This is a genomic window from uncultured Pseudophaeobacter sp., from assembly GCA_905479575.1.
Classification (GTDB): domain Bacteria; phylum Pseudomonadota; class Alphaproteobacteria; order Rhodobacterales; family Rhodobacteraceae; genus Pseudophaeobacter.
In genome coordinates this window covers 79,439-101,677 of sequence record CAJQNB010000041.1, presented here as the reverse complement: position 1 = coordinate 101,677, position 22,239 = coordinate 79,439, and the positions used below count along the sequence as shown (strand labels likewise).

The 22,239-nt window shown below is 58.2% G+C and carries 21 protein-coding genes; 15 read left to right on the top strand and 6 right to left on the bottom strand.

Going from position 1 to position 22,239, the window contains the following annotated elements; translation table 11 throughout:
- The first annotated feature begins 78 nt into the window (after positions 1–78).
- From QZ268_RS12575 to QZ268_RS12535, 10 genes are all read left to right on the top strand, one after another.
- Positions 79–738 carry a hypothetical protein gene (locus QZ268_RS12575; RefSeq protein ID WP_295453072.1) on the top strand — a complete coding sequence of 220 codons (660 nt, stop codon included), beginning with the start codon at positions 79–81 and terminating at the stop codon, positions 736–738.
- Positions 738–1,388: a hypothetical protein gene (locus QZ268_RS12570; protein ID WP_295453069.1), complete on the top strand. Its 651-nt coding sequence runs from the start codon at positions 738–740 to the stop codon at positions 1,386–1,388. The genes QZ268_RS12575 and QZ268_RS12570 overlap by 1 nt, the downstream gene beginning before the upstream one ends.
- 2 nt (positions 1,389–1,390) lie before the next feature.
- Positions 1,391–1,984: a hypothetical protein gene (locus tag QZ268_RS12565; protein WP_295453067.1), complete on the top strand. Its 594-nt coding sequence runs from the start codon at positions 1,391–1,393 to the stop codon at positions 1,982–1,984.
- A gap of 2 nt (positions 1,985–1,986) precedes the next feature.
- Positions 1,987–2,391, top strand: coding sequence for a hypothetical protein (locus QZ268_RS12560; RefSeq protein WP_295453064.1), 405 nt, complete (start codon positions 1,987–1,989; stop codon positions 2,389–2,391).
- A complete protein-coding gene (locus tag QZ268_RS12555; RefSeq protein WP_295453060.1) occupies positions 2,388–6,362 on the top strand; it encodes a DUF1983 domain-containing protein in 3,975 nt (1,324 codons plus the stop codon). The genes QZ268_RS12560 and QZ268_RS12555 overlap by 4 nt, the downstream gene beginning before the upstream one ends.
- Positions 6,363–6,375: 13 nt before the next feature.
- Complete coding sequence (locus tag QZ268_RS12550; protein WP_295453057.1) at positions 6,376–7,452, top strand: pyocin knob domain-containing protein; 1,077 nt, start codon at positions 6,376–6,378, stop codon at positions 7,450–7,452.
- A gap of 11 nt (positions 7,453–7,463) precedes the next feature.
- The gene (locus QZ268_RS12545; RefSeq protein ID WP_295453055.1) at positions 7,464–7,799 is read left to right on the top strand and encodes a hypothetical protein; all 336 of its coding nucleotides are present in this window, start codon (positions 7,464–7,466) and stop codon (positions 7,797–7,799) included.
- A 3-nt stretch (positions 7,800–7,802) separates the two neighbouring features.
- Complete coding sequence (locus tag QZ268_RS12540) at positions 7,803–8,210, top strand: DUF4376 domain-containing protein (protein WP_295453052.1); 408 nt, start codon at positions 7,803–7,805, stop codon at positions 8,208–8,210.
- A gap of 129 nt (positions 8,211–8,339) precedes the next feature.
- Entirely contained in the window at positions 8,340–8,543 is a 204-nt protein-coding gene (locus tag QZ268_RS20190) for a Com family DNA-binding transcriptional regulator (RefSeq protein WP_365322199.1), read from the top strand.
- Positions 8,497–9,420 carry a DNA cytosine methyltransferase gene (locus tag QZ268_RS12535; RefSeq protein WP_295453050.1) on the top strand — a complete coding sequence of 308 codons (924 nt, stop codon included), beginning with the start codon at positions 8,497–8,499 and terminating at the stop codon, positions 9,418–9,420. Before QZ268_RS20190 ends, QZ268_RS12535 begins: the two co-directional genes overlap by 47 nt.
- Before the next feature lie 149 nt (positions 9,421–9,569).
- Here QZ268_RS12535 and QZ268_RS12530 read toward each other — a convergent pair whose 3' ends face one another.
- Positions 9,570–11,069 carry an RNA-directed DNA polymerase gene (locus QZ268_RS12530; RefSeq protein WP_295453047.1) on the bottom strand — a complete coding sequence of 500 codons (1,500 nt, stop codon included), beginning with the start codon at positions 11,067–11,069 and terminating at the stop codon, positions 9,570–9,572.
- 232 nt (positions 11,070–11,301) lie between these two features.
- Between QZ268_RS12530 and QZ268_RS12525 the strand changes: the two genes are divergently transcribed.
- The 3 genes from QZ268_RS12525 to QZ268_RS12515 all read left to right on the top strand — a co-directional run bounded on the left by QZ268_RS12525 (position 11,302) and on the right by QZ268_RS12515 (position 15,499).
- On the top strand, positions 11,302–11,529 hold the full coding sequence (locus tag QZ268_RS12525) for a hypothetical protein (RefSeq protein ID WP_295453044.1): 228 nt from the start codon (positions 11,302–11,304) through the stop codon (positions 11,527–11,529).
- 475 nt (positions 11,530–12,004) lie between these two features.
- Positions 12,005–13,897 carry a propionate-CoA ligase PrpE gene (gene prpE, locus QZ268_RS12520; protein ID WP_295453041.1) on the top strand — a complete coding sequence of 631 codons (1,893 nt, stop codon included), beginning with the start codon at positions 12,005–12,007 and terminating at the stop codon, positions 13,895–13,897.
- A gap of 171 nt (positions 13,898–14,068) precedes the next feature.
- Positions 14,069–15,499, top strand: a complete 1,431-nt coding sequence (locus tag QZ268_RS12515; RefSeq protein WP_295453038.1) for an amidase family protein — start codon at positions 14,069–14,071, stop codon at positions 15,497–15,499.
- A gap of 460 nt (positions 15,500–15,959) precedes the next feature.
- Here the strand turns inward: QZ268_RS12515 and QZ268_RS12510 are convergent, their stop codons facing one another.
- Positions 15,960–16,715, bottom strand: a complete 756-nt coding sequence (locus QZ268_RS12510) for an NAD kinase (RefSeq protein WP_349376574.1) — start codon at positions 16,713–16,715, stop codon at positions 15,960–15,962.
- Positions 16,716–16,902: 187 nt separating this feature from the next.
- Between QZ268_RS12510 and glyA the strand changes: the two genes are divergently transcribed.
- Positions 16,903–18,198 (top strand): serine hydroxymethyltransferase, encoded by a 1,296-nt coding sequence (gene glyA / locus QZ268_RS12505; RefSeq protein WP_295453033.1) that lies wholly within the window; start codon positions 16,903–16,905, stop codon positions 18,196–18,198.
- A gap of 189 nt (positions 18,199–18,387) precedes the next feature.
- Here the strand turns inward: glyA and QZ268_RS12500 are convergent, their stop codons facing one another.
- From QZ268_RS12500 to QZ268_RS12485, 4 genes are all read right to left on the bottom strand, one after another.
- Positions 18,388–19,431, bottom strand: coding sequence for a succinylglutamate desuccinylase/aspartoacylase family protein (locus tag QZ268_RS12500; protein ID WP_295453031.1), 1,044 nt, complete (start codon positions 19,429–19,431; stop codon positions 18,388–18,390).
- Entirely contained in the window at positions 19,431–20,336 is a 906-nt protein-coding gene (gene rimK, locus QZ268_RS12495; RefSeq protein WP_295453028.1) for a 30S ribosomal protein S6--L-glutamate ligase, read from the bottom strand. Before rimK ends, QZ268_RS12500 begins: the two co-directional genes overlap by 1 nt.
- A complete protein-coding gene (locus QZ268_RS12490) occupies positions 20,333–20,788 on the bottom strand; it encodes a RimK/LysX family protein (protein ID WP_295453026.1) in 456 nt (151 codons plus the stop codon). Before QZ268_RS12490 ends, rimK begins: the two co-directional genes overlap by 4 nt.
- Before the next feature lie 162 nt (positions 20,789–20,950).
- A complete protein-coding gene (locus QZ268_RS12485) occupies positions 20,951–21,316 on the bottom strand; it encodes a hypothetical protein (protein WP_295453024.1) in 366 nt (121 codons plus the stop codon).
- A gap of 94 nt (positions 21,317–21,410) precedes the next feature.
- Between QZ268_RS12485 and QZ268_RS12480 the strand changes: the two genes are divergently transcribed.
- Complete coding sequence (locus QZ268_RS12480; protein WP_295453022.1) at positions 21,411–22,199, top strand: alpha/beta fold hydrolase; 789 nt, start codon at positions 21,411–21,413, stop codon at positions 22,197–22,199.
- Positions 22,200–22,239 lie beyond the last annotated feature (40 nt).

Here is a 22,239-nt window from a genome sequence, read left to right as displayed (position 1 = left end):
GCGTCTTATGACACTCAAAAATCCCATGTCGATCACTCCATGTCTCCCTGAACAAAACCGTCAGGGCAATGTGTTCACATGGGTCAATTCTCAGTGACAATTTATGAGGCTACCGGGTCAGTTCTCAGTGACATTCAACACTCTTTGACCGAAGGCTTGGTAAGAGGCGGCGAAGAAGCCGCCGACGCCTGGGACAAAGTTAAGGCATCCATCGCGGCTGCGGCCCTAGAAGCGCTCCTTCTGGGTGGCGGCCCCTTGGGCAATCTCTTCGGCCTGGGTGGTAAGGATGGCGAACTCGGCGGCCTTGTGGGCATTTTTCTCGGCGGCTTGGGCCTGGCTGAGGGTCACGTCGGAATCGGGACGGTCCACGGCGACGGCGGCAACCGCGACGACAAGGTTCCGGCCTGGCTGTCCCCAGGCGAAACCGTGGTCCACGCAAAGGCCACTCGCAAGTACCGCCCTGTCCTGCAGGCGATGAATGACGGCGCCGAAATCCCCGGCTTTGCGAGCGGTGGCGAAATCCCCGGAGGCAAGGCAACTGGGGCGAACAGCTCGGCCACGGGCAGCGCGGGCGAAATTCCCTACGCCCGCGTCGTGATCCAGCCAAGCCCTCTGTTTCATAGCTACGTCGAAGAGGTCTCGGGCAGGATCACCGTCGAGGGTCTTCAAGACTACGACCGCAACACCGCCCCCGAGACCGCCCGACGCGCCCTGAACGACCCACATGGAATAGGCTAATGCCCGCAACCTGGCCCCTCCCCACCTCTGAATTCATGGACTTTTTGCCCATTGCAAAGGTCACGTCCTTTCCCGGCCGCGCGGTCACGACCACCGAAGGCGCGGACGGATCGATCATTCCCCATAAACGCGGTGCACGGCTCTGGCAGGGCAGCATCACCCTGGACATTGAAGCCCACGGTTTCTGGACCGCTATTGAAGCGGGTCTTTCCGTTCTCGAAGACCCCGGCGCGTCTTTTCTGTTCCGCGACCCCCGAATGACCGGCCCGATTGCTGACCCCGGCAAGGTCATTCTGGGCGCGGCCTCCCCCTATATCTCGGCCCTTTCCGTCAACAATCGGGAACTGACTCTCGCTGGCCTGCCACAAGGGTATGTTTTGCAACGGGGCGATTTGCTGGGCTTTAGCTACGGGGCAAACCCAACCCGCTATGCCTATCACCGGATTTTCACGGGCGGCACCGCCAGCCTGGGCGGCGAGATCACCGACATCGAGGTCACGCCAAAGATCCGCCCCGGAGCCGCGATTGGCGCTTCTGTGACGCTCGGAACCCCGGTCCTGAAGGCCGTTTTGAAATCAGCAAACTACGGCGCGAGCCGCTCAAATATCAGCGAAGGCGGGTCGTTTGAGTGGGTCCAGACCTTGAGGTAGAAATGTCAAATCTCAGTCCAGAAGCACAGGCACAGTTAGAAGAGCGCCGGGGCACTGAGGGCCACGCCCTTTTGTGGATCCAGGCGAAGAACCGCGAGACCGGCGCGCCAGAAGCCCTCGGACTTTGGAGCGGAGACGACCACCAGGAGTTCTTGATCGGGGGCGAAATCCGCACCTACTACGGTGCGGGCAATGTGATCGACGTGCCCCCAATCATCGCCAAACCCGGCTTTGTTGTGCGCAATTTGAGGATCAAATTACCGCCTTTAACGGACGAGGTTAAAACCCTTCTGCACGCCTATGAGCCACGCCTTGCCGCCGTCCAGATCCATTCCTGCCCGATGGATATCGACACCGGCGCCCCCCTCGGCGAGCCCGTGCGCATGTTCAAAGGTTTCCTGAACCAGGCCCCGCAGGAAATTGCCGCAAAAGGCGGCACGGGCTTTACCGAATTGGTGCTGGTCTCCGCTGGCCGCCGCCTGACCTTTGGCCTGCCCTTGAAGCGTTCAAGCGCTGAATTGCAACGCCGCAATCCCTTGGATCGGGGCCGCGAATACAGCGACGTGGCGGGCGAATGGTCGATCCGATGGGGCTGACAATGAACAACCGAGCGCCCCTTCTGTTTTGCTACCTGCGCGAAATCCGCGCAACGGGACGCCGCTTTCGGGCCGGGCGTTTTGACTGCGCGCTCTTCGCGGCCGAGTGGGTCAAGCGGTGCTCGGGCAAGGACCTGGCAGCGCAGTGGCGCGGAACGTACCGTCGCCTGGATCAGGGGCGCGACCAGCTCGCCATGGCAGGCTTTTGCAGCCTGGACGATCTGGCGGCGCACCACCTGGTCGAAATCGACGGCTGGTCCCAGGCGCAGGTCGGTGACATCGCCGCAATTCAGGAAGCTGGTGAAATCGCACTTGGCATCTTTGGCGGCCCGCAAATCCACGTCTTGAGCCTAGACGGCCTGGACTACCTCAACCCCGCCAGCGCCTACCGGGTGTTTCGCCCATGACCCGCCTACTGTCCTACGCTCTGATTTGCCTCTTTCTGTTCAGCCAACCCGCCCACGCGGCGCCCATTATTGGTGTTCTGGTGGCCCTCGGGCAGGCCTTCGCCGCCTCTATCACAGTAAAAGCCCTGGTCGCCGCCGCGCTCAAAACACTGATCACCACCGCCATTTCGGTGCTGATGGAGAAATACCAAAAGAGCAAGCGGCGTGACCCCGGCCTAGTCACCACTCACACGACCAAAGGCGGCATTGACCCGCAGGCCACTATCATCGGCCGCTACGCCACAGGCGGCCACGCCGTCTATCAAAACGGCTTCGGTGCGAACAATATCTACAACGTCCACGTTGTCGAGGTCGGGGACCTCCCCGGTGCCCGTTTGCGCCGCCTGGTGATTGACGGCGAGATCTCAGAAATCGGCACCGACTGGCAAGAGCCCTATGGCTACCCCATTGAAACCAAACGCCACACATCGACATCGTTTACAGGTTTCATTCGCTTTCTGGACGGTTCGCAAATCGCCGCTGACCCGGAATTGGTCGCGCGCTTCAAAGACGACCCGGAACGCCCCTGGACAGACGACCACATCCTGACCGGCGTCTGCTATGCGGTTCTGACTTTCTACCACATGGCCTATCTTTACCCCAATGGCCGTCCAGAATACCTCTTTGAGTTGGACGGCCCCGGTTTCTATGACCCACGCCAGGACAGCACCGTCGGTGGCAATGGGCCGCAGCGCTGGGACGCGCCGGAGACATGGGAATTCACCGACAATGCGATGGTGATTGCCTATCATATCCTGCGCGGGATCACTTTGCCTTGCGGGCGTATCTATGGCGGGGATTTCGACGCCGAAGACCTCCCCCTTCCCGACTGGTTCGCTGCGATGAACGCACGGGAGTTCATTGACGAAAACGGCGATACGCAGCCCGCGCGTTGCGGCTATGAGATCAAGTTTGAAGAGCCGCCGGCCGACATTCTCAAAGAACTGTTCGCGGCGGCCAACGCGCAGATCGTGGAAATCGGCGGCTATTGGTATCCCATTGTTGGCGACAGCGGCGACGCGGTGGCGGAGATCGTTCTGGACGCGGATCTGTCTGTCTCTGACGCCTGGACGCATGATCCCTTCCCCGATCTCAACAGCACCTTCAATGGCGTCATCGTCTCGCACCCCTCTCCTGAGGCGCTTTGGAACCCGTCGACATTGGAGACGATCTCCAAGGCCAACTGGATCGCTGAGGACGGCCGCGAAAAACTCTATGACCTATCTCTGCCCATGGTCTTTGACGCCAACCAAGGCCGCCAGATTGGTGACGCCCTGCTGAAGGAAAACCGGCGCTTCAGAACCCACAAATGGCCTATGCTGCCAGAGTTCTTCCGCCTGCGTCCGCTTCAGACAATCAACGCCACCTCCGAAGACTACGAATACACCTCAAAGAGCTTTCGCATTACTGAGGTTGCCTATGATCTGCTGACCCTGAATGTCTCGATCAGCGTGCGCGAATGCGACCCCGAGGACTATAACCCGGACCCCGCCCTTGCCCTGCCAACCGTCCCTCAGGTGACCAGCACGCCATCCCCGACCCACAGCGGCGTCACCGGTTTTGCGGTCTATGGGGCAGCGATCAAGGACGGCGCAGGCAACAACCGCGCGCCCGCTATTCGTATCGTCTGGGATGGCGACATTGCGGACGCAACCGACGGGCTGGCATTCCGGGTCAAAGTAGTCGGCGCCTCTGAAATCATCACGGCCAGCACTCAGGACGTCAGCGCCGGTGAGTTCGTCTTTGCGCCGACCATCCGCGCGACAGACTATGTGGTCCAGGCCAAACCAGTCGCGAGAAACCGCGCCACGAGCTGGTCTGCCTGGTTACCGGTCACGACCCCGGACGTCGGGATCGCCCCTGCTGATCTTTCGACCGAGACCTTTGAAACTCTGTCGGACGCGGCCTTTGACGTGGCCTCTGTCCTGGACGATGAGTTGCTCGCCGCCCGCATAGATCCGCTGGATACCGCGCTGGAAGTTCAGGCGGTCTCGCAACAAACACAGGCCGACGCCCTGAACCAGATCGGGGAGCAATCCCTTTGGGCGCTCACCCATCTTGCCGGGCTGGACAGTTTGATGGCAGACGCGGGGATCGTGATAGACTCCGAGACCGGCGCGGTCAGGATTTATGGGCTGGAAGCCGAAGGCGAGCGGATCAGCCAGGTTGAACTCCGCATGAGCGCGGCCGAGGGCACTATCAACCTTGCGGCCACGCAGGCCTGGGTAAATCAACAGATCACCCTGGCGGCCTTAGATCCGTCCGGCCTTCCGCTAGTCGATGATCTGCAGTTAAAATTGAACCAAGTTGAAATCGACCTGGACGCCGCCGAAGCCGCGCTTGCCTTGATGGCCTCTCAAACCACCGTCACCGGCATTGACGCCCGCCTTTCGCAGGCGGAACTTGACCTGGACGCCGCCGAAGCCGCCATCACGCTAAAGGCCTCGCAGTCAGAGTTCACCGGTCTGCAAGACCGCCTGCAATCCGCCGAAATCCAGATCAGCGCCATGGATGGCCCCCAAATCAGCCAAACAGTGGCGGATACGCGGAACCAACAAGCCGCACAGGATCTTGCGGACCTCGCCACATTGGAACAGTTGCTCCAGAGCTATGAAAACCGCGAAGCCTGGCGCGTGGATCTGGCCTATGCCTCCCAGGACCTGCGCGCCCACGTCGACGATCAGGGCGAGGCCTTTGCAGCGCAAACGGCGGCGCTTGGCGCTGTGATCGCAGACAACGCCGCCCTGATCGAGGCGGAACGCACCGCGCGGGCCAGTGAGACCGCCGCCATTGCCCAGGACATCGTACAACTGGACGCACAACTGGGCGGCGCGGGTGACACACTCGCAGGCCATTCCGCTGCGATTTCAGAGCTGGCCACCGAGATTGAGCTTGTAGACGGCGTGGTTGCGGCGCAGGCCACAGCTCTCACGGCGGTGCAAGCCGAGCTGGACGGCGCGGGTGACACACTCGCGGGCCATTCCGCTGCGATTTCAGAGCTGACCACCGAGATTGAGCTTGTAGACGGTGTGGTTGCGGCGCAGGCCACAGCTCTCACGGCGGTGCAAGCCGAGGTGGACGGCAACAGCGCCGGAGTTTCTCAGTCGCTGGCCGCTATCGGCGGCATTAATGCTGAATACACTTTGCAGCTCGACGTCAACGGCGTGATCTCCGGCCTGGTCGTTCGCTCCGAGCTGGACGACGAAGGCGCGGTTGTTTCTGACACGGTGTTCAAATCGGATCGTTTCGCAATCGTCGGGCCGAACGGAAGCAACCGCACCGCGCCATTTGTGGTCTACACCAGCTCGCGCACCATTGACGGCAAGCTGTTTCCGGCAGGCGTCTACATGGAAAACGTGTTCCTCGGCCGAGCCAGTATTGGCCGCGCGCAGATCGAAGACACCATCCAGAGCGACGACTACGCCGAAGACGCCGACGGCATTCCGACGGCCGGGCTGAAGCTGGATTTTGCAACGGGCCTAGTCAAAGCGGCGGGCGTTGTTTTGTCCCGCCCAATGGTCCTGGCGAAAGGGTCGTTCACCCTGACCGGCAACATTCAAGACGGCAACCAATGGGCCTTTGTGAACACTGGCATCCGTGTCGGGAAATCCGACGTCTGGCAGGCCAGCTCGGTTGCCCTGGTCGCGGCTGCTTCGGTGACGACTGGAGCAACCGCTCCCGGTGGGTTTGATCCAAATAATGCGCTGTGGTCCCTGAACGCATCCATCCAGCCGGGCGCGCGCTGGAATGGATTTGGCGGGGTCAATCCTGACCCATCAGCGAACTGGCAAAAAGACCCGAACAAGCTGGTGACGCCCTACTGGTCCAGCGGCACCGACCAGCGGGTCTTTCTCAAGATCGATCTGGAGGCCACCCAAGGCGTCTATTTCAGCAACCCCAAAATCGAATGGACCGTGTTCCAGGTAACCTAAAGGAGGCCCCGTCATGGCATGGGTAAAGACAGGTACTGTATCAGTTGAAAACGGCTCTGCCGTGGTGACCGGCACCGGCACCAGTTGGTTCGGCAGCTTGCAGACAGGTTGGGGCTTTGTCGGCCCAGATGGCCGCACCTACGAGGTGTTTTCGGTTGAGAGCGCCACGCAAATCACTCTGGCCTCCCCCTATATGGGAGCCACCGCAGCCGGGCAAACCTACGCGGCCTTTCCCACGCAGTCTTTGGCGCATGATCTAACGGCCCGGCTGCAGGATCTGATCAGCAACTACCAAGGCATCTATGACAAGGCCGGTCAGGGCCGGTTCCCAGGCGACGTGGTCTTTGACGCCGACCGCGATACCGGCATGACAAACCCCGCAGGAAACGCCATTGGCCTCAAGGCCGGTGACGTTCTTCAGCTCATGCTCGCGGGTGGGGTTGCCAGTGGCGCGGCGGTGCAGAGCGGCCCTTTGGATGTGACGCCGGGCAAGATACCGCTAGTCGGCGGGTTTGGCTGGGGTGAAATTGCTGCGCCAGTTCCGAATGATAATATCGACAATATTGTCGCCTCTGGGAACTATCTGATAAACGCTCAGGTTATTGCGGCTTCCGCAGATATTCCTCCTTGTTCATCTGGCTCTTGCCTGCTGCATCTCCAGTACAACGCCTCAAATGCGGCGCAGTTGTTTTTCTCCCACGGCAACAACCTCAGTTACCATCGCATCAAAGACGCCGGTGTTTGGTCAGACTGGAAAGCTCTCAACGCGGCCTCCGGCAGCAACGCAAATGGCGAGTGGGTAAGGCTTCCGAATGGCACCCAGATCTGCACCAATCAGGCCTTCCAAACCAGCGACACTGCCGACACGACCTGGACCTATCCTGCCAGTTTCCTCTTTCCCGCGTCACCTGGGCGGCCTGCTGTTTCCGGGGCTGTCTCTGCCCTGTCATCAGCGCCAGCTTTTTTGTCGATCGGTGGGATCGCGGGGAGCGGAACCGTTGCGACTGATGTGGCCGTTCGGGCCGTCAATCTTAACGGCGACAGGGTTGCTCTGGCCGCCAGCCTCATCGCCATTGGCCGATGGTTCTAAAGGAGAAACACATGATGAAAATCACTTGCCTATGCATCGCCGGTCTACCCGGCCAACTGGAAACCATCGCCAGCGTCAGCGGCGATATTCTTACCGTTGATAGCGTCGCCTTTGACCTGTCCTCCGTGCCCGAAGGCGGCTTTGCTGAGCCAGAGGGCGATCATCCGTTTGCGGGGCGCATTGAGCGCACGGGGGGCGTTCTGCACCTTGCGCTGCGCTGGCACTATGACGCTGCCACGGCAGAGCCGATCCAGCCCGCCACAGCGCCGGTTCTGACTGTCACCTCGGGGCCGGTCCCAGATCCGGTCACTCGCTTGCCGCAGTCCCCCACAGTAGACGAGGACTAACCCATGAGCTTTTCCCTTGCTATCACCACCGCCGAAGAAATCGCCGTCACCGCGCGTGCTGCCTTAGTAACAGATCTGGCTAACACCCGCTGGAAACATGAAGTGGGCGGCCTCACCTTGCCAGACGGGGCAATAGTCCGCACCGACCGCGAAACCCGCGCCGCTCTGACCGAGGCGGTCAACTCGCTATCAAATGGGCTAATGCAGGCTCCAATTGCCTGGAAGATGGCCGCAGGCTGGACGGATCTGTCGCAACAGGATCTCGAAGCGATCACCGCCGCCGTGTCAGCTCACGTGCAAGCCAGCTTTGCCGCTGAGCGCGCCGTCCAGGAGCAAATTGAAGCCCAGGATGATTTGACGGGCTTCGACCTTCAAACCGCCTTTGAAGAGGCTTTAAACGCCTCCCAGTAATGGGAGGTTAAAGGGTGCTACAACACCCCTTAACACGGGTCCAAATTCTGACAATGACCCCGCCGACCAGCGAATTCTTCATGGCCGCTCCCTGTCCTCGAGGACCCGGCCTTCATGAGGTGATTCCACTTGACGTTGCAAGACCAGCGTTGCGGCGAATGCCGTAGATTGCTATTCAAAATTGAGCCTGGCGCATTAAGCGGCGCGCTCTCTATCAAGTGCCCAAGATGCAAGGCACATAACACCCTGAGGCCACAGAGCCCTTCACCAAAGCGCCAGGAGCGCGATGGAAAGGACCCACAGTGTGGCTCTTCACTCCCCCAACCGATCTAACGACCTTCTCGGCATCAGCCTTTGTGCCGGTGTCGGAGGACTTGACCTCGGCCTACATCTCGCAGAACCCGGGTATCGAACTGTGTGTTATGTCGAGCGAAACAGTTTCGCCGCGGCCACTCTCGTGGCGCGGATGGCAGACACGTCCCTGGCTCCGGCTCCTATATGGGACGATCTCAAATCCTTCGATGGCAAGCCGTGGCGTGGCCGCGTTCATATCATCACTGCCGGTTATCCCTGCCAGCCGTTCACACTATCCGGCGTGCGAAAAGGCGAGGATGACCCCCGCCACCTCTGGCCAGACGTCGCCCGGATCGTTGACGAAGTCAGGCCAGAATGGTGCTTCTTCGAAAATGTCGTCGGCCATCTCACCCTTGGCCTGCAAGACGTCGTCAGAGACCTTCAGAGCGTGGGCTACAGCGTTGCAGCGCGCGTGCAATCGGCGGCTGAAGTCGGCGGGTCTCATATCAGGCAAAGGCTCTTCATTCTGGCCCACGCCAACGGTCAAACAGGGAGGCAACAAGACATCAATCCGAATGGGGCCAAACAGCTTCCTCTTTGTGGCGGACCAGAACCAGATCGGCGGTCAGGTCTCACTGAGGACCGCGGCAACGTGCTGGACTGTGATGTGGGAATTATTGACCGCAACGGGGTGGCAGCCAGGCCCCCTGGCCTCTTCCCCCCGATGCCTGGTGACTTTGCAGGCTGGGGACGCACACTCGAAAGGGAAAGCGTTTTTCCAGCCCAACCCTGCCTTCAGCGACTGGATGATGGGGTGGCCTGTGGGGTGGACCGATCCGCTGCAGCCGGTAACGGGGTGGTCCCAATGGCTGCAGCACGCGCGTTTGTTGAGCTAAAGAAAGAATTCCCGGCTTAGGCCGGGAACCACAATTGCCGTATGTCCCTCGGGACGGCCGCTATGCGCAGTTAGTGACCTTTGCAAAGTCGCCAAATCGGCCCCTTTGAGGGCAAATAAATCCGCTGGTGCGGTGGATCCCAAACGGTGGCGATTACGCTTATAAAAAATTATCCGTATTCCTTCCAGAAAGCGTCAAACTCTTCATTCTGAATATCGGGCGGCAGGTTTTCTAAGATTGCCCTGTCAATGATTGAGAATTTATCAAGAGCATTACGGAACTCTTGCCTACCGATCCAATCGTTCGGCCACAGGGACTGAGCGCCCTCGTCCTCCACGAGTTTGCACATAGGCTCAACGCTTAGGAAACCAATGAAGTTAGGCTGGGCAATCCGTTGAAGCCAAATTTCCATGTAGCCGTTGTTGGGTATTCTTTTTGTTCGTTGCTCCACTAAGTTAAACAAATCTTCGCGCTCACTGGTTTCCAAGTAGAGCATAATCTTGCTAATGGTCGTCGCAACTGCAGGGAAAACCGCTGGTGTCTTGGCCGCAATATCAAGAAGGATTGCGGAAAGAACTGTTGGGTTTTCGATCTTCCAAGCGTTTTTAGGCAAACGTCGTTCGAGACGATCCAGAAATTCCCTGATTAGGAACTTTGTTGCGCCAGACCCTGGCGTCTTGTTGCTGAAGCGATGAATGATCAGAAGTTCTTTTTGAAGCGTTGTTTGGCGACGGGTTAGCGACAGGGCGTCGATTTTGTCCTGCTTTACAGCCCCTAGAACAACGTTTGAAGAGCGTAGTGTTTTCGATGCACCCAGCTTCATGCCGAACATATGTAGACATTCAGAAATGGCTTTCAAACCTTCAGCGCAGTCCGCATCTGAGTTGGCAAAAATCCTATAGTCATCTCTGTACCTTAGAATGATGATACCTGTTTTACCCTGCAGCTTCCTTTTGATGTATGTATCGCAGTAGCCGAGAATCAGCTCTGCAAGCAGATGTGAAAGCAGTGAGGCTTGAGGAATGCCGTTTGTCTGTCCTTCTCTTGAACTTACTATCAGATTGTCAATTTCGTTTCCGAGAATGGGTTTCCCACGGTTCGCCTTGGCATCGGCCCGATCATGCAGCGCCCATGCAATGGCATGGGTGTAGATTGATGGATAACAGTTTGAGACATCTGTTAAGCTGACGTGGCTATATTCGAGCGAAAGTTCCAACGAGCGCTGTTCGATCTTCTTCCACCAGTTAAGGATCTGTTGTTTTTTAGGGCTGTCTCCTGCTTCTAGAATGACAACTGGCATTGAACAACATTCCACGATTCCACCTGAGAAATGGGCGAATCTGTCTTGGATTTGTTTCCAGTTCTCCTTTTGGGTGATGATATCCACGCATTTAGCGTAGATGACGGGGTGCATTAACTCGAAGGGTCGCCAGCCGATGTCGCCATCTTTGTTGAACATCAAGGTGTAGTTCAACCCCTCGTGGTTCCTTGGTTTCCACGCAGTAATCTCCTTTATGGTCATCTGTTCCACTTCGGAAAGAGTGAATTCAAGAAGGGGCTGGACATTGAAGTATGGCGGTAACTCCATGTCGAAGTATGAGTTGGTTCGGCAAAAATATGATCTTGCCTCTTCTGCGGACAGCTCGTTGAGGAATTTCGGCTCTTCCATAAAGGTTTGTGCCCCCCTTTTGTGGTGTTTAAGGTGGCGCGGCGAACCACTTTTAGGTTGCTTATTCAAATCGGCAAATCGATTTATAAGTGTAGGGTTCCACATTATGAATGCAATCGAATAAGTCGAACTTGGTGTGCCTGGGGGCTCCTTCGGGCTGGGAGCAGGCGCTAGCGCCAATCGAGGTTGAGATGCTATCTGTAGCGGTGACATCCAGCAAGGAATCCAAGCCATGCGCAAATTGAAACCCGTCCGGGAGCGCGCCGCCCGCGCTCTGTGTAAGTTAGAAGGCCTTGAACCAAACATAACAATGGAGGGGGCGCCCATGTGGTGCTCGTTCCTACCGGAAGTCGATGCCGTTCTGAGGGCAGCACTCAAACCCGAATGCTGGGAGGCCTTGAAAGATACCTCTGATGAGCTGGAAGCCGAGCACCTTCAAAAGCCTTTAAACACCCTTTAAAGACCTCCGCCGCCCGATGATTTAAACGGTTTGGGCGGCGGATTTTTGGAGTTTGAAACGGGAAGTGTCCCAAACCTCCCTCGCCGCCTCAAACCAGCCGCGCGGCTATGGGCTGGTCAAAGGCTCGATTTGGGGTTAGAAAACAGGGAATTCGCCAAATTAGTTTGCTGCAACGGGAAGTGTCCCGTACTGCAACGCGAAGTGTCCCGCTACATACAACGCGAAGTGTCCCGCTACACGTAGCGCCCTAATCGAGCCTCACATTCTTAGCTAGGCCAGGTTAGCAAATTTGCAAAAATTGTTAAAAACTGCCCGAAAGTCCGCAATACCGCTGGGTTTGCAAAAATTTGCATGGTCTTTGCGGCCATAGTGCAAATTTTTGCGCGGCGCTGTGACGCAAGGTTATGATGATTACTTGCTCCAGAGCCACGCTTACGCATAACTCGTTTGAGAACAAAACGCGTGGAGGACGCCGATGTCTTACAAAGAGATATATGCCAACTGGAAAGCCGATCCTGAAGCCTTTTGGATGCAGGCCGCCGAGGCAATTGATTGGGTGGAGGCCCCAACCAAAGCGCTGACCGACAAAGGTGAGGGGCTCTATGAATGGTTCGCGGATGCCCGCGTCAACACCTGCTACAATGCGGTGGATCGCCATGTAGAGGCCGGCAGAGGGGAGCAGACAGCGATCATCTATGACAGCCCCATCACCCACACCAAGCGCGAAATCTCTTATGTGGAGCTGCGCAACCGCGTGGCCAATCTGGCAGGCGCCCTGCGGGCCAAGGGCATCGAGAAGGGTGATCGCGTCATTATCTATATGCCGATGATCCCCGAGGCGCTGGAGGCCATGCTGGCCTGCGCCCGTATTGGCGCGGTGCATTCGGTTGTCTTTGGGGGCTTTGCCGCCAATGAGCTGGCGGTGCGCATTGATGACGCCACCCCCAAGGCCATCATCGCCGCCTCCTGCGGGTTGGAGCCTGGCCGGGTGGTGCATTATAAACCCCTGCTGGACGGTGCCATCGAACTCGCCTCGCACAAGCCTGATTTCTGCGTTATTTTGCAGCGAGAACAAGAGGTTGCCGAGCTCGTCGAAGGCCGGGATGTCAACTGGCACGGCTTTCAATATGGTGTGGAACCGGCCGACTGTCTGCCAGTGGAGGGCAATCATCCTTCTTATATCCTCTACACCTCAGGCACCACTGGCCAGCCCAAGGGGGTGATACGTCACACCGGCGGGCAATTGGTGGCGCTGAACTGGTCGATGAAAAACATCTACAACGTTGATCCGGGCGATGTGTTTTGGGCGGCGTCCGATGTGGGCTGGGTCGTCGGACACAGCTATATCTGCTACGCGCCGCTGATCCATGGTAACACCACCATCGTCTTTGAGGGCAAACCCATCGGCACGCCAGATGCGGGCACCTTTTGGCGGGTGATCTCGGAACATAAGGTCAAAAGCTTCTTCACCGCCCCCACCGCATTCCGTGCGGTAAAACGCGAAGACCCCAAGGGCGAATTTGTCGGCAAATACGACCTCAGCTGCCTGGGCCAGGTCTATCTGGCTGGCGAGCGCGCCGATCCTGATACCATCACCTGGGCGCAGGAAAAGCTGAATGTGCCAATTGTAGACCACTGGTGGCAGACCGAAACCGGCTGGTCGATTGCCGCCAACCCGCTTGGCATTGAAGAACTGCCCACCAAACTTGGCTCCCCTGCGGTGCCGATGCCGGGCTATGAGGTGGATATCCTGGACGAAGGCGGCCATCCCGTTGCCGCCGGAGAGCTGGGGGCCATTGCCATCAAGCTGCCCCTCCCCCCTGGCACCTTGCCAACCCTGTGGAACGCCGAAGCGCGCTTTAAGAAAAGCTATCTAACCACCTTCCCCGGGTATTACGAAACGGGCGATGCGGGCATGAAGGACGAGGACGGCTATCTCTATATCATGGCGCGCACGGATGATGTGATCAATGTTGCCGGCCACCGTCTGTCCACAGGCGCCATGGAAGAGGTGCTGGCAGGCCACCCGGATGTGGCGGAATGCGCAGTGATTGGCGTCGCTGACCCGCTGAAGGGCCAGGCACCACTGGGCTTCCTCTGCCTCAATGCCGGTGTCGGTCGCGACCCCAGCGAAATTGTGGCCGAAGTGGTCAAGCTGGTGCGCGAAAAGATCGGCCCTGTGGCCGCCTTCAAACTGGCCGTTGTGGTCGACCGGTTGCCCAAGACCCGCTCGGGCAAGATCCTGCGGGGCACCATGGTCAATATTGCCGATGGCACCCCCTGGAAGATGCCGGCCACCATTGATGACCCGGCAATTCTGGATGAAATCACCGGCGCCCTTCAGGGCCTTGGCTTTGCAAAGGCCTAACAGCTGAGCCTTGTGGTCGAAGGGCAGCCCAACCTTTCGACCACATAACGCACAGCTCTGCCGGTTTCTTGTCCGATGAGCTAAATTCTAGAAAAGGAAACAGAATTTACCTCTGGTTTCCCTTGCAACCGCAAACCACAGCTCTACCCTGCCGCGCAGGAGATGAGCAAAATGAACACAGATGATATTTGGCGCCTGAGCGCCACCGAACTTTCCACCCGAACCCGCGCTGGCGATGTTTCCGCCGAAGCGGCGGTGCAGGCCTCGATTGACCGGATGAATGCGGTGAACCCCGGCCTGAACGCGGTGGTCGAAGACTTGAGCACCGAGGCCCTGACCCGTGCCCGGGAACTCGATAAAGCCCGCGAAGCCGGTGCGGCGCCAGGGCCGCTTCAGGGGCTGCCTGTCACCATCAAGATCAACGTCGATCAGGAAGGCCATGCCACCTCTAACGGGGTGACAGCCTTGAAAGACCTGATTGCCCCCGGGGATGCGCCCGTGGTCGCGAATCTGGAAAAAGCCGGCGCCGTGGTGATTGGCCGAACCAATACACCCGAGTTCTCCTTTCGCGCCGATACGGACAACCCGCTGTTTGGCCGCACCCATAACCCCTGGGGACGACATATTTCCCCCGGCGGCTCTTCTGGGGGGGCGGGTGCAGCAGTGATGGCAGGCATCGGCGCCCTGGCCCATGGCAACGATATCGGCGGCTCGCTGCGGTTTCCGGCGGCTGCCAATGGTGCGGTGACGGTTAAACCAGGTCTAGGACGTGTGCCCGCCTGGAACCCCAGCCAAAAGGCCGAACGCGGCATGCTGGCGCAGTCCATGTCGGTTCAGGGGTTGATTACCCGCTCGGCTGCGGATCTGCATCTGGCGATGCCTTCGCTGATTGCACCAGATCCGCGCGACCCGTTTCATGCCCCCCTTCCCTGGCGTGGCGCGCCTCTGGACGGCCCGATCAAGGTTGCCTTTACCCGCAACACCTTTGGCTATGACCTGCACCCGGAGGTCAATCTGGCGCTGGAGACCGCGCGCGATGCGCTGACAGATTCCGGGTATGTCGTTGAAGAGGTCGAGCCCCCTAATGCCTTTGACGCCGGGCGCACCGGCTATCGGGCGCTGATGGGCGAAGTCTACGCAATGATGAAGCAGGATGTGGACGCCGCCGGATCCGATACCGTGCGACAGATCTTTGAGGTCTATTTCCAGGAGTTCCCGCCCTTTGCCGGTACCGAGCTGTTGCAGATGATGGCCAAGCGCAGCCACTATGCACGCGAATGGTCCCTGTTCATGCAGGACTATCCTCTGGTTCTCACGCCGTTTCTGCCGCAGCCGTTTTTCAAACCCGACCGCGATACTGAAGGTGCGGAAGGCGTGCATGAGGTTCTGGGCTGCGCCGTCTATTCCTATGCAATGAATTATCTCGGCCTGCCTGCGGGCTGCGTCCCTGCGCGACTGGCACCACTGGCAAGCGGTCCCCAGCCGATCAATGTGCAGATCGTCGCCCGTCGCTGGCGCGAAGACATGGCGGTGGACGCCTGCATTGCGATCGAACAGCGCGTTGGGAGGTTCAGTCCACACCTTTGGGATCTCATGGCCTAAACCAAACCCTGCCGCAGCAGGTGTTTTGACCCGAGCCATGCCATCAAACTCCAAGGGAGCGGGCGGTGCATCAGCCGCCCGCTCCCTGTCTGTCTGTGGGTGTATATTGCCAGCGAACTGCAGTGCCGCCGGACGCCTTGCGGACCAGACGCCACAAAAAGAAACCGGGAAATGGATCAGTCCATTCCCGGCACCTTTCATACCATGAAAACTAGCTCACACAGGACGATCATTCGCCAAGGGCCAAAATCGTCTCTGAAAACAAGGGGTAGCTTCAGCAGAATGCACACAACGCCAAAACTGCAGCTACCGTACCGCCAGGATGCCCCAATCAAAGCGGACCAGGCCAGCCTTTTCACAATAACCTGATCGCATTTCGCACAAGATTTCTACAGCTGGGAAAAAAGTCACAGTTATTCGCTTGAAATTTCTTGCCTTTCACAATTCCCAAAGGACGGTCTCAGGTGAACTGCTCGGAGATGAGGCGTTCCTCCAGGCCATGGCCTGGGTCAAACAGAATTTTGTGGCGGATGCTGGGTTCGGTCTGAATTTCGACCCACTGAATATCCGGGCAGGAGATCGAATCCGCATCTGCCATGACCGGGCGCTTGTCTGCTTCCAGCACGTCAAAGCGCACTTTGGCACCGCTGGGCAGCAACGCCCCCTGCCAGCGACGCGGTCGAAAGGCCGCAATTGCTGTCAAGGCCAGCACATCCGATCCAATCGGCAGGATCGGCCCATGGGCGGAATAGTTATAGGCGGTGGATCCCGCCGGCGTAGAGACCAGCGCCCCGTCACAGACCAGCTCTGCCAGTCTTTGGCGCCCGTCGACCGATATCTTCAGCCGCGCCGCCTGCGGGCCCGCCCGCAACAGGGAAACCTCATTGATCGCCAAGGCCTTGTGGACGGCCCCATCGCGGTCCATCGCAGTCATCGACAATGGGTTGATAATTTCTTCCTCTGCCGCCTCAAGCCGGGCAAGCAGACCATCCTCATGGTATTCATTCATCAAAAACCCAACCGTGCCCCGGTTCATACCATAGACGGGCAAGGCCAGATCAACCGCCTCGTGCAGGGTTTTCAGCATAAAGCCGTCCCCGCCAAGCGCCACAATCACATCGGCATTTTCCGGCGGCGCATTGCCGTGCAATTTGACCAGGGTGTCACAGGCCGTTTGCGCCACGGGGGCATCACTGGCCAAGAAGGCGATTCTCATTGTCACAAAACCCTGTTTCCGGAGTGAGCCATTTTGTTCCGAAACAAGCACAGCCGAGCCACAAAGACCAGTGTTGCCGCTCTATGTTCCGTTATTGCCGCTTTACAGCCTTTAAGATCTGTGAAGTTTCCGATAGGAAATCTCTCAGATTACCCAATCTTGCCACTTGCTACTTAGCGGAGCCACCATGACAGCGACCACCCGTGATCCCGGATTCTTCACTCAATCCCTCTCTGAGCGTGACCCAGAACTCTTTGGCTCAATCACCGACGAGCTGCACCGCCAGCGCGACGAAATCGAGCTGATTGCCTCCGAGAACATCGTTTCCGCTGCCGTAATGGAAGCGCAGGGCTCTGTGCTCACCAACAAATACGCCGAAGGCTACCCCGGTCGCCGCTATTATGGCGGCTGCCAGCACGTCGACGTTGCGGAAAACCTCGCCATTGACCGCGCCAAGCAGCTGTTTGGCTGTGAGTTTGCAAATGTGCAGCCCAATTCCGGTTCGCAGGCCAACCAGGGTGTGTTCCAGGCGCTGATCCAGCCCGGTGATACCATCCTTGGCATGGATCTGTCTGCTGGTGGTCACCTGACCCATGGCGCACGCCCCAACCAATCGGGAAAATGGTTCAACGCCATTCACTATGGTGTGCGCGAAGGCGACAACCTGATCGACTATGATCAGATCCAGGCGCTGGCAACCGAGCATCAGCCCAAGCTGATCATTGCGGGCGGCTCTGCCATCCCACGTCAGATCGACTTTGCCAAGTTCCGCGAAATCGCCGATTCCGTGGGCGCCTATTTCATGGTCGACATGGCCCATATCGCCGGTCTGATTGCCGCCGGAGAGCACCCCTCGCCCTTCCCGCATGCCCATGTGGCAACCACCACCACCCATAAAACTCTGCGTGGCCCGCGCGGCGGCATGATCGTCACCAATGACGCGGATATCGCCAAAAAGGTCAACTCGGCGATCTTCCCCGGTATCCAGGGTGGCCCATTGATGCATGTGATCGCAGGTAAGGCCGTTGCCTTTGGTGAAGCGCTGCGTCCAGAGTTCAAAGACTACCAGAAACAGGTTCGCGCCAACGCGGTCGCCCTGGCAGATGAGCTGATCAAAGGCGGGCTGGATATCGTCACCGGCGGCACCGACACCCATGTGATGCTGGTCGATCTGCGCCCCAAAGGCGTGACCGGCAACATCGTCGACAAGGCCCTGGGCCGCGCCCATATCACCACCAATAAAAACGGCATCCCCTTTGACCCGGAAAAGCCAATGGTGACCTCTGGTATCCGTCTAGGCACCCCTGCGGGCACCACCCGCGGTTTTGGTGAGGCTGAATTCCGCGAGATTGCTCAGTTGATCGTCGAAGTGGTCGATGGTCTGGCCGCCAATGGCGAAGAAGGCAATGCCGAGGTCGAGGCCACTGTCCGTGGCAAGGTCTCTGCGCTTTGCGCCAAATTCCCGCTCTACCCCAACCTCTAAGGTCGGATAAGCAACGTAATGACAGGGGCGCCGCAGGATCTTTCAGCGGCGCCTTTTTCATACCTGCTAAACGTGATCTCGACGCGACCACGACGTTTATAGCGGCGCTTCCACATAGACACAGAGCACGGCAATATGGGCGTCTGTCTGCACCTTCGCCGAGGCTGGGGTTGCAAGGTCACCCTGCGATCAGATGATTTCACCCTCATCAAACATTGGATCGTCGGCCAGCTGTGTTGAATGTTCATCCATCGCGTCCTCGGCCTGTTCTACTGACCGAACCCGTGCGAGATGGAACACCGCATCGCCTTCGTTCACAATCGGCAAGACCGCGCGCCCGACAATGATACCGCTGAAAGGTGCCTCGATCTCACGTTCCAGTTCTCCAAAGGGATCAGAGACAACACCGAGCAAATCCCCTTTGTGGACCAGTTCACCGTCGGATTTCAGACTGCGAAACAATCCGCCCATCGGCGCGCGCAGCCATTTGCTGGCGGTACAAAACTGCGGCTGCCCCTTGGACGCAGCAACGCCACGCCCTGAAATCATGCTGAGCGATTTCAAGACCCGCAAAATTCCGACCTGCCCAGCGCGCACAGACACCTCGTCAAAGCGCAAGCCTTCGCCAGCTTCATAGAGCAAAACAGGTGTTCCCAGATCTTGGGCCGCCTGCCGCAAAGACCCTTCGCGGATTGTCGATTCCATGATGATTGGCGCCCCAAAGGCATCCGCCAGCTTACGGATCTCGGTTTCACCCGGTGACACCCGCACCTGCGGGTAGTTGGTGCGGTGGATGGCGGCTGAATGCAAATCAATACCGAGATCCGCCCGCGACACAATCTGGGTCAAAAACTGATTGGCCAGTCGCGCAGCAAGCGAGCCGCCTTCGCTGCCGGGAAAGGATCGGTTGAGATCCCGCCTGTCGGGCAAGTAGCGGGATTTATTGATAAACCCAAATGAGTTCACAATTGGCACCACGATCAATGTCCCGCGCATTCCACGCAAAGCAGAGGACTTGAGCAAGCGGCGCACGATCTCGATGCCGATCACTTCGTCGCCATGGATACCGGCGCTGACAAACACCGTGGGCCCGTCTAGCTTCCCATGGATCACATGCACAGACATCATGACCGGTGTGTGATCAGACAAGGAACTGACCGGCAAATCAATGGTCTGGCGGCTACCCGCGGCCACCACTTCACCGCCGATTTCGAACGCAGGCCGTTTGGGCATTAGCCTTTGCCCTTTGTCTTGGTGGCACCGGGCTTTGCGCTCTTCTCGATGAACTCAATGATCTTGCCAGCGATATCAAGGCCGGTTGCCTTTTCGACACCTTCCAGACCGGGAGAGGAGTTCACTTCCATCACCAGCGGCCCATTGTCAGAGCGCAACATATCAACGCCACAGGCATTCAACCCCATCGACTTGGCAGCGCCAACCGCAGTGGCACGTTCGGCAGGCGACAGCTTGATCACCTCAGCTGTGCCCCCGAGATGAAGGTTGGAGCGGAATTCGCCCTCGGCGCCTTTGCGTTTCATCGCTGCCACCACCTTACCGCCAATTACAATCGCGCGGATATCGGTGCCGCCGGCCTCTTTGATAAATTCCTGTACCAGGATATTTGTTTTTGTCGCCCGAAAGGCCTCGATCACGGATTTGGCAGAGCGGTCAGTATCCGCCAAAACCACGCCCATGCCCTGGGTGCCTTCCAGCAGTTTGATGACCAAGGGCGCACTGCCTGCCACTTTCAGAACTTCTTCGGTTTGTTTGGGATCATGGGCAAATGTGGTTGCCGGCAGGCCGATACCATCGCGCGCCAACAGCTGCATTGAGCGCAGCTTGTCACGTGAGCGGCCGATGCCGACGCTTTCGTTCAATGGATAGACACCCATCATTTCAAACTGCCGCAACACTGCCATGCCATAGAAGGTAATGGATGCGCCAATCCGAGGGATTACCGCGTCATAGCCTGTCAGCTTTTCGCCGTTGTAATAGATTTCGGGACGCCGCGACACGATGTTCATGTAGCACCGCAGGGTGTCGACAATTCGAATTTCATGGCCGCGGGCCTCGGCGGCTTCAACCAGGCGTTTATGGGAATAGAGATTCGGATTTCGGGCAAGCATGACAATTTTCATGAAGGCGAGCTCCTTTCATCAGAGTGTTGGGCCGAAACTGGCGTCGTCAGATTGCTTTTGCTGGGATCGACAAGGATATTGTGTCGCCGCAAAGCGGTGCGTCCGACAATCATTCGAAACTTCATGTCTGAGCGCTCAGTCAGCGACAGATCGATCTTCCACAGGCGGCTGCCAATCCGAAATTTGGTTCGAATGACGACACGGGACTGCGGGATGCCACTGGTGTTGCGAATATCCCGTTGGTCGAAAATCGGGCATTCCACATCCGTATCCAGCGCGTCATCATCGAACCGGGTGTGAAACTTGACCCAAGGGACGCCATCGCGTTCAAAGCTCACGATATCGGTCGCATGCAGGGCAGATGTACGCGCCCCGGTGTCTATTTTTGCTTTGAGGTTTCTGAGACCCAGAAGCGGCAGATCGACACGCTCCCGCCAGCCAACAATGAGCATACAACGCATCTCCAGTTTCTCTATCGCATCCACCATGACAGCTTCACGCGGGCGTACCAACCTTATTTGTTGAGCTGGATTAGGTAGATGCTACAGCCGCCTGCTGCCAGGACCCCGCGCCGAACATCCCCCAACAGGCCGGTAACTAGACCGTTCTGCAGGTCAGATAAACCCACGCCAACGCAAAACAGTCACCAGCAGCACAAACACCACCAGTATAGCGAAGGCCATACTGCCCAGGATCTCGAGCATACGTCCCTTGCGGCGATCTGCGGTGTCGATCTTTTTCAGGTGGTTTCTCACTTCCCGCGCTGCCTGTTGCAGGGATTTTTCATCCTGGGTCTGGCGCAGCTTTGGATGCTCCAACATCGGCAAAGCATTGGCCAGACGCATCCCTTGTTTATAAATTCGCCGCGGCAGCTGACGCCGCGCCTTGCCTAAAGCGGATGCCAGATCCCCCGAGACCTCGGCATGGGATCTCAACAACTCCTGCACCTCTTCGATATCGGCAAAGATGTCTTGCGCCATTGATCTGTGCTCCGCTTTTGGGACGCTGTGCTCGCCCCGGTTTCCTGCCCCCAGTAGTTACCGCAAGCGTCCCTGCGCCTCAATGGGTCTGGCCATGCCCTGGCCGCAAGGCTATCACTGGCGCATGCTGAACTACATTCTACATGGTACCCCCACCGATAAACCTCCCTTGCTGGTTGCCCATGGTCTCTATGGATCTGCGCGCAATTGGGGGGTGATCTGCAAACGGCTCGCGGATGAGCGCCAGGTTGTTGCCGTTGATCTGCGCAACCACGGGCAAAGCGCCTGGAGCGACAGCCACAGTTATCCGGAAATGGCCGAAGACCTGGCCGAAGTCATCGCAGCGCACGGGGGCCATATGGATGTGATCGGCCACTCCATGGGCGGCAAAACCGCCATGATGCTGGCCCTCAACCACACGGAAATGGTGCATCGCCTGATTGTCGCCGATATTGCGCCTGTGCCCTATAGCCACAGTCAAATTCAATTCATCGACGCAATGCGCGCAGTGAATTTTGACCAAGTGGAACGGCGCGGCGATGTTGAGCAACAATTGGCAAAAGCGGGTGTCGAACCTGCCCTGCAGAGCTTTTTCACCCAGTCCCTAGATATCCCCAACAAGGGATGGCGGCTCAACCTGGACACCCTGGCGCGGCATATGCCCGACATCATGTCTTTCCCTGAGACCGAGGCCCAATGGCAGGGATCTGTGCTCTTTCTGTCTGGTGGCAATTCGGACTACGTGCGGCGCGAAGACCGCGACGTCATCCTCGCCCGCTTCCCCAACGCCCGCTTTGCCAAGATCCCCGGGGCCGGTCATTGGCTCCATGCAGAAAAGCCGCGCGCCTTTGAGGCCAATGCCCGCGCCTTTCTCAACGCCTGACTGCCATAAACAGGACCACCCCAAAGTCCGTGAGCTTTGG